The sequence below is a fragment of the Moorena sp. SIO3A2 genome (assembly GCF_010672265.1).
GTDB classification, from domain to species: domain Bacteria; phylum Cyanobacteriota; class Cyanobacteriia; order Cyanobacteriales; family Coleofasciculaceae; genus Moorena; species Moorena producens.
Genome location: NZ_JAAHHC010000013.1, coordinates 26224 through 38808, shown reverse-complemented (window position 1 = coordinate 38808; position 12585 = coordinate 26224). Strand labels below are relative to the sequence as shown.

Genomic DNA, 12585 nt, shown 5'->3' with positions numbered 1-12585 from the left:
AAGTTTTTTTGAAAAAAATCTTAAGTTTTATGAAAATTTTATTGGTGCTGTGCTAGTGATCCTAAAAAAAAGTCTAAAAATCTCAAGGTTTGACCCAATCAATTGTTTAACTGCTTTACCTTAGTTAATAGAGCAAGCCAAGCTAGCTCTATATCCTCTACTCACGCCCCTCACTGCTAGCAGAGCATCAGAATTGTTGTCTTTGTTGTCTCTAATGTGGGAACTATGGGGGGGAGTAGCTCACCAGAAGGCTGATTTTCCTTAAAAATATAGCCATGCCCTGACATTTTAGGACACTAAGTATGTTGGTGCCTCGCCTGCCTTGATAATCCCTGTTAGTTTTGTTGATATAAGTATTCAACCCTAACCTCGTGAACATTCCAAGCCAAATTTCAACCCTTATTGCTGGCATTTTCATAACCCTGATTAGTCTCTGGTACGGTCAGAATCATGGACTTATGCCAGTAGCCGCCTCCTCAGAAGCCGGTGATGTAGATGGTCTGTTCAACCTGATGATGACCATTTCCACTGGTCTATTTATCCTCATCCAAGGGGCACTTATCCTAATAGTCATCAAATTTCGTAGACAAAAAAATGACCAAACCGATGGGCCATCGACCCATGGCAACATCCCCCTAGAGATGCTTTGGACCGCAATCCCGACGGTGATTGTCTTTGTCTTAGCTGTCTATAGCTTTGAGGTATACAACGCGATGGGAGGTCTCGATCCCATGGCTTCTCATGACCACCACCACCAGGAAATTGCCCACAATCATCAGATGTCACCATCTGGGCAAGAGGGGAATGAAAGTCTGATTGCCATGGCTCCGGGTCAAGGAACAGTTGCCCTAGGTATTGGAACGCCTCCAGGGCAAGAAGGTCAAGGTGAACCCCTAGAGGTTAATGTGGCCGGTATGCAGTATGCCTGGATTTTCACCTACCCTCAAACCGGTGTTATCTCTGGGGAAATGCATGTCCCAGTGGGACAACTGGTTAAGCTGAATATCGAAGCTAACGATGTGATCCACGCCTTTTGGTTGCCAGAGTTTCGGATTAAGCAAGATGCTATCCCAGGTCGGACTAGTCAACTAGGGTTTACAGCCACTAGAGTGGGTGATTACCCGATCATCTGTGCTGAACTCTGCGGGTCCTACCATGGAGGAATGAAAACCCGGTTGATCGTTGAAACACCCGAAGAGTATCAAGCCTGGGTTCAGGAAAATCAATTCGCTAGTGCAGACACCATGGAAAAAGCCGTGGCTGTTAATCCTACTACCATGTCAGAGGGTGAGTTCTTGGCTCCCTATGCCTCTGAAATGGGTATTGATTCCCAAACTCTCCAACACCTAGACCACTCTCACCATCATCCTGGAATTATCCAATAAGTTCATTTAAGAATGAAGAATGAAGAATGAAGAATGAAGAATGAAGAATGAAGAATGAAGAATGAAGAATGAAGAATGAAGAATGAAGAATGAAGAATGAAGAATGAAGAATGAAGAATGAAGAATGAAGAATGAAGAATGANCGTGGCGAATTTAATTCGCCAACGGAAAGCGCACCATTACGGTCTTGGGGGTTTCCCCCATGAGCGACTGCATCAAGAAGCGCAAGAGTTTGACTTCTGACAAAGGACTTCTGACAAAGGACTTCTGACTTCTGCTATAGCACCATCTGTAGCCCATAAGCTGATACGCGACACGCTGATAGCTGATAGCTGACGGCTGAATGCTTACCCCTATTCTCTGTTGCCTGTTGCCTGTTGCCTGTTGCCTGTTTCCAAAAATTATGTACTTCACCCCATTTAAAACCGCTATATCTCGATTATTTATACATAGCTAAATTATTGAATTTAAATTATTTACATTCCTATTTATAGCGTTCCTCGCAATTATGATGTACAGTCTTCTTTGACGTTGATTCCCTGTTAGGTGCGCTTTCCGCATCTAATTATTAAATTCGCCACGGGTCGCACCTCTTGATGCAGCGCATCGCTATTCCCTATTCCCTATTCCCTATTCCCTATTCCCTATTCCCTATTCCCTGATCCGCTGTTCCCTATTCCCTATTCCCTATTCCCTATTCCCTATTCCCTAAAATCCCGAAATTGTGTACCTCATAGCTATGATAATTGCTATATAGAATATTTTTTGACGTAATAAATTATCAAAAAGTACCCTTAAGGGTACTGTTGAACCATAACTAAGCCTCCCATCATAGAAACAAGCTGATTGACTGACAAAATTATCCTGAGCAAAGGATAAAGTCATGAAAGATTGAATGGGTAACCTTATGATGGTGAATCCCTAGTAAAGACTGAAAAGCAGACTAGGTAAGATTATCCTGACTTTTGTCAGTCAACCAGTATAACTAGTCAAAAGCGACAGAGTATTATTTTTAAGTAAAGAAAAATTATGGTAAAAATTCAAGCTGAAAGCTTTCCCAATCTAACGAATTTTGTAATTGCTAATAATAGCGATGCTGAGGGTAATTCAGTCATCAGCCTATTTGACGCTGGAAGTGATACTAGTTTCCCCTCTGGTACTGCTACCAGAACCTTTGACCTAGCTACTGGTAACTACGAAGTAAGGCTGGGCTACTTTGATGAGACTGATGGGGATAGCACCATAGATATCACTATTGGCGATACCGAATTGCCAACCTTAACTCTCAATGACCCCCCTGATGGTGCTGGTATTGCCGCTAATGCTGCTGCTTTCGTCAATCAACAGATTAGCAATAGCATATTCATCGAAAATGGAGACCTGATCACAATTAACGGTACTTCTGATGGCGACGAATTTACCCGAATTGACTTCATTGAATTCAATGCACTCAATGTCCCTTCTGCGGATATTTTTTGGCGTAATTCCGAGACTGGAGACAATCGTGCCTGGATCATGGATGGCACCAACTTGGATCAGTCAAATCCGATTCAATCGGAACCAGCTGACAGTCCCTGGGAGATGCGTGGTGCTGGAGACTTTGACGGCGATGAGCAAAAGGATATTATCTGGCGTAATACCGATACCGGAGATGTTGGCTTCTGGTTAATGGAAGGCTTTGAGTTCAAAAGCGGAGCATCTAGCACCCAGGTATCAGACCTCAACTGGGAAATCCGTGGCACGGGAGATTTCGACAGTGATGGAGAAGAAGATATTCTCTGGCGTAATACCAATACCGGAGAAAATGCGGTTTGGTTGATGAATGGCACGGAGCTGGATCAGGGAGTGTTGATTACCAGGCAGAGTAATGGTGAGAATTTGCTGCTACCAGAAGACGGTCTATGGGAGATGCAAGGTGCTGGAGATTTAGATAATGATGGTGACGCGGATATTCTGTGGCGCAATACTCAAAACCAAGAGATCTACTACTGGCGGATGGATGGTACTGAGTATGTAGAGTCAGTGTTCATTGACTCAGCACCAATCAGCGGTGATTGGGAAATTCGTGGTACTATGGACTTTGACGATAATGGTTTTGACGATATCCTGTTGCGTAATGGCTCTGACGGACAAAATGGGATCTGGCTAATGAATGAAACGGGGCTACAGCAGGCAGTTGCCACCGAGTCCTTAACAGGGGACGAGTGGCAAAGCTATGTTTAATATGCCAGTCTGGTTAATTATTCATTAGTGATTCAATAAGCAATTAGCATTCAGCAGACAGCTGAATGCTAATGTGATTCAAAGCCCGATAATTAAAGGGATTAACTGAACTTGATATTAATCGTTTCAACTACTACTTAACTACTACTTACCAGTGGGAAAAGCACCAGGTCGCACGGTCAATTTAGTATCTCGTTGATTGCGGCGCAACTCTAGGATTAAATCACTGCCTACTTTCGTTTTAGCCACAGACTTCTGAACTTCTGTTGCATCTTTGACCGGCTGATCATTGATTTTGCGGATCACATCACCCGCACGCAATCCTGCTTTGGCAGCTGGGGAATTAGCTATTACTTTGGCAATCAATACCCCTTTTTCTTCATCAACCATCAATCCAGCATTGGGATTACTGTTGATCTGTTGTTTAACTTCTGGGGTTAAGGTTACCATCTGGATGCCCAAGTAAGGATGTTCTACTTTACCCTCAACAATCAGTTGCTCAGCAATTCCTTCCACCGTATTAATGGGAACGGCAAATCCTAATCCTTGAGCACCCCGAATAATGGCTGTGTTCATGCCAATCACTTCACCGGAGGCATTGAGCAGGGGTCCGCCAGAATTACCGGGGTTAATGGCAGCATCGGTTTGGATAAATTCCACTCGCTTATCGGGAACACCGACTTGAGAGCTAGAACGACCGGTAGCACTAATGATGCCAGTGGTTACAGTACTATCTAAACCAAGGGGATTACCAATTGCGATCGCCCATTCTCCTGGGGTGAGTTGATCAGAATCACCGAGAGCAACGGTAGGTAAGTTTTCTGCCTCAATCTGGATCACGGCTACATCTGTCAAGGGATCGCTTCCCACTACCGTCCCTTTAAATTGGCGACCATCTTTGAGGATTACATTAACAGTATCCGCACTATCGACTACATGGGCATTGGTGAGAATATAACCATCGGTATCGATAATGAAACCTGAACCGGTACCCTGTTCAACTCGCTCTTGGGGTACATCGGGAAATGGTAACCTAAAAAATTCCCGGAACATCGGGTTTCTAAAAGTATCTGGGACTCTACTGGTGACGGTTCTAGAAGCGTTAATCCGCACCACTGCTGGTCCAACTTGTTCTACCACATTGGTGATAAAGTTGGGATTTTGAGTAACTACAGGTTTAGTGCCTGGAAGCCTAGCTGTTTTGTTCTGAGGGACAATTGCTTGAGGGGATGTGGATTCTGGAACAGAGTTACGTAATGCTACATAACCGCCGGAAAAGCCTAACCCTGCTCCCAGTAACAACAGTGACACATAAGTTCCTGCTTTTTTTAACGGATTACGGGTGGTGTGATTAGATTTGGGGGTTTGATGGTCTAATAGCATAAGATTCTGTTGACAAAAGGGTAGATCGACTGGTATTTCGACTGGGAGGCAGTGGGCTTGATATTGGTTTTGAATCAGTGTCAGCAATAACTGGGCTTTGATTAATTGATGATTTACGCACCAAGATTATTATTAATCAAAGGCTGAAATCGTTGTAATTAGGTTAATAAAGTGGGTTAGCGGTGTAAGTCCTATAATTTAATCTAGACATGTTCTGTTAATTTTCTGTGAGAGCAGTGTTTAACTTAGATTAAAATTATTGAGGGTCGGGACCTGAATACAATTGGCAATACAATTAGCAAGGGAAGCCACCCTTCGCTTCGGGGGCTATACCATAGGGGCAACGAGGCAGAAATAGTCCCTATCCAATATGATTATTAGTCTAGCGCATTCCCCTAGTCATGGAGGTTGACAATACTACCAATCTGTGATGGGTTAACCGAACATCTATACACTTCTAAGATGAAATAGTGTCAGAAATGCTACCTTAGCGTGATTTGGTAATGGATAATGGGTGATTGGTGATTCGCTAACTATTACTGAAACTATTACTGATTACCGATTACTGATTACCTAGGAATTGTGGTCAAGGGTAACTTCGGAGCATTAAAATTCGGAGCATGTAAACGAAAGTTGTTGGATTTTTACCAACATTTCACTATTGAATAGTAGGTTGAATAAGGGTTAAAAATAGTTTGTAAATTGCTCAAGCAATCCATAATACTAAAAATTTAGTAGGTAAGGTATAATATACCTAGCATCTGTTGTTGCTCAAAAAATAAAAACTATAAAGTGTAAGTTAAACACATGTAAATTAAACACATGTAAATTAAACACATGTAAATTAAACAGATGGTGTTAAACTATTATTATGCAGATTCATCGACTTCCAGCCCTTTCTGACAACTATATCTTCTTATTACACGACCCCAAGCAGAATATTGCTGCTGTTGTTGATCCAGCCGAGGCTAAACCGGTGATACAGTGTCTGAAAGAAATGGATGCGGACTTAGTGGCTATTTTCAACACTCACCATCACATGGATCATGTGGGGGGAAATCGACAGTTGATCCAGCAGTTTCCCGATGTCTGTGTATATGGGGGAGCTGAAGACCGGGGTCGGATTCCTGGTCAACAGGTGTTTTTAGAAGAATGCGATCGCGTCGAGTTTGGTGATCGCCTTGGTGAAGTCTTGTTCGTTCCTGGACACACCAGAGGACATATTGCCTACTACTTTCCCCCAGTAGTCTCTGGTGAAACCGGTGAACTCTTCTGTGGCGACACCCTATTTGCGGGGGGTTGTGGCAGACTATTTGAAGGAACAGCAAGCCAAATGGTAGAATCCCTAGGCAAGCTAAGGGATTTACCAGATAATACACGAGTATGGTGTGCTCATGAGTACACCTTAAAAAATCTCCAATTTGCCCTGAGTGTCGATGGTGAAAACCCGGACTTACAAGGGAGATTTGCCCAAGTCCAAGAGGCGCGTCATCGTAAAGAGGCAACGGTACCCTCCCAGTTAGGGGTTGAAAAGCACACCAATCCATTTTTACGTTGGGAAGAGCCTGCCCTACAGTCGGCTGTTCAAGCAAAAGAACCCGTTAAGACATTTGCACGGTTACGGGGGATGAAAGACCGATTCTAAGATTATTGATAAAGCCTTGATCAAGGGACATATTTCCTTGAGGATATGCTCCTTTATTAGTTGGACTATAATCAAGGTTGAGTTAATAAATTTAGTTAATCCAATTGAGCAATAGAAAAAAACCATGCTTAGCGAATTGCAGCAAAGAAAATTGACCCAGTTGTTTAACGTGTACGATCAGCAAACAAACGGTTTTTTAACCCAAGCCGATTTTGAACGGATTACTGATAACCTTGCTGCCATCAGGGGTTGGACACCGGGCTCGCCAGACTATGACAATCTTCTTGCTATTTACATGAGGATTTGGAATGGCGTGCAAAAATTTACCGACGAAAATCAAGACCAGCAAGTGACCTTGGATGAGTGGTTGACTTATCACGAAAATGTACTGAGTGACACCGATGGTAACGAAGCAGTAGTCAATGCTAAAGCGGCAGGGATTATTTACCTATTGGATTCTGATAAAGACGATAAAGTTACTCTGGAAGAATACCGACAGTTTTTTAAGGCTTACGGTATTGACGACAGTCAAATTGAAGAAATTTTTGGACGCTTCGATCAGAACAATGATGGTTACATTGACAAACAAGAGATATTAGATCTAGTTACCGAATTCTATTACAGTCAGGATCCAGAGGCTCCGGGAAACTGGATTTTCGGTTCCTACTGATGATTTAGGTTTGCCTATTGGCGGATATGTCATCCCCGAAATGGTTTAATAAGTGTTTTAATTGACACGGAGCCCTCAGTATTCAGCCCTCAGCCCTCAGCAATCAGCAATCCGCAATCAGCACTAAGTTGCGATCGCTTACAAATTGTCGTAGTATGGAATGTTTGTCGAAGCATTATCATTCACGCTAAACTATAACCGAAACTAAACACTATGGCACAACGTGTACAAGTCGTTTTAAGCAAAGACGTTCACAAACTTGGAAAAGACGGTGATCTGGTAGAGGTAGCTCCGGGCTATGCTCGCAATTATCTCATTCCCCAAGGAATTGCAGTTAGGGCCACCTCTGGTGTTCTCAAGCAAGTTGAGCGGCGCAGAGAGCAAGAACGGCAGCGTATCCTCGAAATCAAGCAACAAGCTGAGTCGATGAAGACTGCTCTACAAACTATTAACCGCTTTACTATCTCGAAGCAGTTGGGTGAAGATAATGCTATCTTCGGTACTGTTACTAGCCAAGACTTGGCAGATGCAATCCAAGAGTCTACGGGCAAAGAAATAGACCGCCGAGGTATTACCCTACCTGAGATTAGTCAACTTGGTTTCTATAATGCAGAAATTAAGCTTCATCCAGAAGTTACAGCTACTGTAGAAATTCATGTTGTTCCCAAATAAGTTAATTAATAGTTTGTTTAGTTTGTTGACACTTGACTGTTGATTGTATCATCCTGTCAACTGTAAATTAAACAACAGGTGCTTAATTTGTTCAGGTTGTATTAGTTGCGCGTAGGGCATAAGCTAATAGCACCTCAAATAGCGTGGCACAGGCTTCTAGCCTGTGACATAGCGCATTAGCATTAAGCTGATAGCTGATAGCTGATAGCTTAATGCTAATAGCTGATAGCTAATAGCTGACCTTTACCCTGAACTCAATAGACGACTAGTTTACTATGACTCAAAAACAAGATTTTTCAGCGTTTGGGAACTCTATACCACCCCAAAATATTGATGCCGAAGAGTCTATTATCGGAGGCATTTTATTAGACCCGGAAGCCATGGGTCGAATTGCTGATTTCCTGAATTCAAAAGCTTTCTACGTCCGGATTAACCAAACCATTTACGAAGCTGCTTTATTACTTTATAGCCAGGGTAAACCGACGGATTTGATGAGTGTTACTACCTGGCTTTATGACAATGACTTATTAGAGAAAGTTGGGGGTCAAGCTAAGTTAGCTCAGCTAGTTGAACAAACGGTTTCAGCGGTCAATATTGACAGGTTCGCTAAGTTAGTGATGGACAAGTATCTGCGCCGTCAGCTAATCGAAGCCGGTAACGAGATTTTTAAGTTGGGTTATGAGACATCCTTGGAATTGGAAACAGTCCTTGACCAAGCGGAACAGAAAATTTTCAGCCTCACCCAATTGCGTCCTCAGCAAGGTCTAATCGCGATTTCTGAAACCCTAGTCCAGACCTTCCAAGATATAGAAAATCGGAATCAGGGTATTGATTTGCCTGGTATTCCATCAGACTTCTATGATTTGGATGCCCAAATTGGGGGGTTAAGTCCGTCTGACTTAATTATCATTGCTGGTAGACCATCCATGGGAAAAACTAGCTTAGCGTTAGGAATTGCTCGTAACGTAGCTGAAAAAATGCCAGTGGCGATTTTTAGCTTGGAAATGTCAAGAGAACAACTAGTGCAGCGGTTGTTAGCTAGTGAAGCGAAAATTGACAGTAACTTTTTGAGAGCTGGGCGCATTGCTCAAAATCAGTGGGCACCCTTGAGCGAAGCAATCGGTGTGTTATCAGAGTTGCCTATTTATATTGATGATACCGCTAACCAGACTGTGATGCAAATGCGATCGCATGCTCGTCGTCTTCAAGCAGCCCAAGGGAGCCAGTTGGGATTAATTTTAATCGATTACTTACAGTTAATGGAAGGCAGTGGTAGTGAAAATCGAGTTCAGGAGTTGTCTCGGATTACTCGCTCTCTCAAAGGATTAGCTCGGGAACTGAAAGTCCCAGTGGTTGCTCTGTCTCAGTTAAGTCGAGCTGTGGAGTCTCGCACCAACAAACGACCAATGATGTCGGATTTGAGAGAATCGGGTTCCATTGAGCAGGACTCGGATTTAATCATGATGCTTTATAGAGATTCCTATTATAATCCAGATTCACCCGATGGAGATACGGCAGAAGTCATCATTGTTAAAAATCGTAATGGTCCGACAGGAACGGTGAAACTTATCTTTAAACCTGGGTTAACCAAGTTCCTGAATATGGCAAATCAAAGAGTGTAACCTACCACAACTGAGGCGTAAGCATTCAGCTATCAGCCATCAGCCATCAGCTAATGCGCTAATTGAGGTGCTACTTGATGTGCTTATGGGCGATTAGGAAGCTACGGAACTTTTGAATCAAACAAGTAAGCAAAAGTTTAATCTGAGTTATGAAAAGCTGACTGCTGACCGCTGTTCGCGTAGCGTGAGCCAAAGCTCACGGCTGAATGCTTACACTGAGGGTTATTTTGGAATTATTATAGGTCAAAAATTAACTTTATTTTATCTAACGTTATTTACAGGACATAGATTTAATCAAATACTATTTAATCGAATGATTGAGTTCTGAACTTTAGTTTTGTACCCAGGTTTTATTAATATTTTGTAACAAAAAGGCGATGCTATTTCTAGTGTTATTCTGTTTACTAAAACTCCCAATCAGCGAGAATTCACCAACTGGGAGCAAGTATTCAGTTCATCGCTGAATTAGCTAATTTATTGCTAATTTACTAGTTAATTTTCAACAATTCCACATCAAAATTCAGCGTAGCATTAGGCGGAATCACCCCACCGGCACCACGGGTACCATAACCTAATTCTGGGGGAATGATCAGCTCACGACGACCACCAACCTTCATAGAACCAACCCCTTCATCCCAGCCTTTAATAACCTGTCCTACACCGATTTTGAAGGAAAAAGGACGATTGCGATCGCGAGAACTATCAAACTTACTACCATCCTCCAGGGTACCAGTGTAGTGAACCACTACCGTCTGTCCCTTCTCAGGCATTGCTCCCTCACCCTCAACCACGTCGATGTACTTCAAGCCCGACGGTGTTGTAACCGTCTCAGCCTCAGTATTGGTTTCGCTTTCTGAACTAGAATCCATAGCTATATCTCGTTTATCATTAACATCTGGGTTAGCACTGTTAGCTGTTGTCACTACTTCCGGCTGAGTGTTGGTAATTTCTCCAGCAGTGGTAGATTTTTTACCCATACCTACTTGAGCCACAACCAAAAGCAACCCAAAGGCTACTATAACGCCTATGCTGATCAGAATTTGTTTCAAAGTCTGTCCTCCTAATTGATTATCAACGCCAGAGCTTATTTTCTAAATCCCGCACCTGACGCTCCAGACGGTCAATACGACCTCGCAATTCATCCATTTCTGATTGGCGAGGAACCCCTAAATCCTGCAACATATTGCGCAACTGCCGTTCCATGTTGCTCTCAAAGTTACCCTGCTCTGACTTGATCTGATTCATCAGATCATCCACAAAAGCGGTGGCTTGGTCGGAGTTTATTTTACCATCTTTGACCCATTCATCACTTACCTCTCGCAGTTTTTCGGCAACCATTGAGGTTGTGCCAACCCCAACCAACAATAACTGCTTGAGCCAGTCGTTATTATCCATAATTGTTATCCTGTTATCCTGTTATCCTGTTATCCTGTCACTCGGCACTTGATGGGGCTGGGATCAACTAGGCTTTCCTATGATTGGAGAAGTTTCATTGATTCCCAGCCTACAGTTCTATTCTGTGACATCTTTCCTAGAACAGGAGAAGAGGGAGAACAGCGGGAGGAGAACGGAGGAGGTGCAAGAAGGTGCTATGTATCAAGCAACCTAATAAAATGCTCTGGTGAATCAGTGGTGATGGTGATGATGGTGCTGTGATGCCTGCACAGCTGCCAACTGGGGATTGATAGATAGAGCATTTTCTGATACAAGTACCTCAATTTGAGGATTAGCCCACTCCGCTGCCATCTCTAAGAATTCTGGATGATCATTAACACAGGGCATCTCTAGGTAGGTAACCTCTGAGTTACGACGTTTTAGACCGTGGACAATGTGATGCACATCTAAGAGGGTTTCGTGATTCTCTGTGGCAAAGCCAATAGGCATAAACACAATCGCCTTAGCCCCTAAGTTAATCAGGTTCTGGGCTGCTAACTCCGCGTGAGGCTGAGTCCACTTAATTAAGGGAGTTTGGTGGTTAAGCCAGCCCACAGAGATTAGGGGATACTTATACATCAACTTTTCCCTTACTGCCTCATACAATGCCTGACTTTCGTCAATCCCAGACACAAATCCTTTAGCTTCGTGGGGACAGCCATGGTTCATCAGGACAATGCCAATTTGGGAGGGGAGATAGGCTTGAGCTAAATCGGTAGTAATTTTCTCTTCCACCAATCGAGCAGTTAGATTAATGTACTCTGGTTCGTTATAGAAAGACGGGATGTAACGCAATCCCTGAACCCAGTGTTGATCTCCATCCTCTAATTTCCCTAGGGCTTTATTGACCTGTTCCACCGCAATGCCGCTAGTAAAGATGGAATCCACCACTAGCAGGGGATAGATCAGCAGTTTTTGGAACCCTTGCTCCTTAATTTCACAGAGGACTTGTTCTGGCAGAAAGGGAGCGCAGAAGTTAAAGGCTTTGAATACCTTGACCTGATCGCCCCATTTAGCTTGCAGGTGTTTTTCAATACCTGCCCGTTGCTGTTCAAAAATATTGTTGTGGGGTGAAATAAAGTTGTCATGCTGGTGCCCCCACTCGTGGAAGTCAAACATTGCCAAAATTTTGGCTAAGGGTGGATAGATCCAGTTGGGGACTGGGGCAAATTTGGCGGTAAGCAAGTTTAAGGCTTGTTCGTTGTAGTTGGCGAAGTCTTCGTAGCTTTCGACTTCTCCATAACCCATGAGTAAAACCGCAACTCGTTCGTGACCATGGGTTGGGGAAGGTTTTACTGATTGAGATTTTTCTGGAGTGGCAACCACTTGGTATTCCTACTGGCTAAACGTCTATTCCTGGGGTATCCCTGCTTTGTCTTGGGTGCAGAATGTACCCCTGGCATTTATTAGGCTAACATCCCCCATGGGGGGATATAGGACATACCACAATAGCCTGGAAAGTTCGGTAAAGATACTAATAACAAAATCTCGATTAGGTTATAATAGGATGTCTGGTCTTAATTAAATCTTATTAAATGAGCTGATCAGTTC

General features: G+C 43.2%; 11 protein-coding genes. 7 read left to right on the top strand and 4 right to left on the bottom strand.

All coding sequences use genetic code 11. The features are described from left to right. The first annotated feature begins 371 nt into the window (after positions 1-371). Both F6K64_RS16555 and F6K64_RS16550 read left to right on the top strand, forming a co-directional pair. A complete protein-coding gene (locus F6K64_RS16555; protein ID WP_287265844.1) occupies positions 372-1385 on the top strand; it encodes a cytochrome c oxidase subunit II in 1014 nt (337 codons plus the stop codon). 1029 nt (positions 1386-2414) lie between these two features. Next, positions 2415-3608, top strand: coding sequence for an FG-GAP repeat domain-containing protein (locus F6K64_RS16550; protein ID WP_008180010.1), 1194 nt, complete (start codon positions 2415-2417; stop codon positions 3606-3608). Between the two features lie 144 nt (positions 3609-3752). On the opposite strand, the gene F6K64_RS16545 is transcribed toward F6K64_RS16550, so the two are convergent. Then, complete coding sequence (locus F6K64_RS16545; RefSeq protein ID WP_008180013.1) at positions 3753-4991, bottom strand: HhoA/HhoB/HtrA family serine endopeptidase; 1239 nt, start codon at positions 4989-4991, stop codon at positions 3753-3755. An 871-nt stretch (positions 4992-5862) separates the two neighbouring features. Between F6K64_RS16545 and gloB the strand changes: the two genes are divergently transcribed. The 4 genes from gloB to dnaB all read left to right on the top strand — a co-directional run bounded on the left by gloB (position 5863) and on the right by dnaB (position 9600). Continuing rightward, positions 5863-6636 carry a hydroxyacylglutathione hydrolase gene (gloB, locus tag F6K64_RS16540; protein ID WP_008180016.1) on the top strand — a complete coding sequence of 258 codons (774 nt, stop codon included), beginning with the start codon at positions 5863-5865 and terminating at the stop codon, positions 6634-6636. A gap of 124 nt (positions 6637-6760) precedes the next feature. Beyond that, on the top strand, positions 6761-7306 hold the full coding sequence (locus F6K64_RS16535) for an EF-hand domain-containing protein (protein WP_008180019.1): 546 nt from the start codon (positions 6761-6763) through the stop codon (positions 7304-7306). A 213-nt stretch (positions 7307-7519) separates the two neighbouring features. Then, on the top strand, positions 7520-7978 hold the full coding sequence (rplI, locus tag F6K64_RS16530) for a 50S ribosomal protein L9 (protein ID WP_008180021.1): 459 nt from the start codon (positions 7520-7522) through the stop codon (positions 7976-7978). Between the two features lie 275 nt (positions 7979-8253). Next, positions 8254-9600, top strand: coding sequence for a replicative DNA helicase (gene dnaB, locus F6K64_RS16525; protein WP_008180022.1), 1347 nt, complete (start codon positions 8254-8256; stop codon positions 9598-9600). Positions 9601-10088: 488 nt separating this feature from the next. Here dnaB and F6K64_RS16520 read toward each other — a convergent pair whose 3' ends face one another. After that, complete coding sequence (locus F6K64_RS16520) at positions 10089-10649, bottom strand: FKBP-type peptidyl-prolyl cis-trans isomerase (protein WP_008180023.1); 561 nt, start codon at positions 10647-10649, stop codon at positions 10089-10091. Positions 10650-10671: 22 nt separating this feature from the next. Further along, positions 10672-10995: a phasin family protein gene (locus F6K64_RS16515; protein WP_008180024.1), complete on the bottom strand. Its 324-nt coding sequence runs from the start codon at positions 10993-10995 to the stop codon at positions 10672-10674. A gap of 79 nt (positions 10996-11074) precedes the next feature. On the opposite strand from F6K64_RS16515, the gene F6K64_RS16510 reads away from it, so the two are divergent. Further along, positions 11075-11209 carry a hypothetical protein gene (locus F6K64_RS16510; RefSeq protein ID WP_008180025.1) on the top strand — a complete coding sequence of 45 codons (135 nt, stop codon included), beginning with the start codon at positions 11075-11077 and terminating at the stop codon, positions 11207-11209. 17 nt (positions 11210-11226) lie between these two features. Here the strand turns inward: F6K64_RS16510 and F6K64_RS16505 are convergent, their stop codons facing one another. Then, a complete protein-coding gene (locus tag F6K64_RS16505) occupies positions 11227-12360 on the bottom strand; it encodes a ferrochelatase (protein ID WP_044492316.1) in 1134 nt (377 codons plus the stop codon). Positions 12361-12585: the final 225 nt, after the last annotated feature.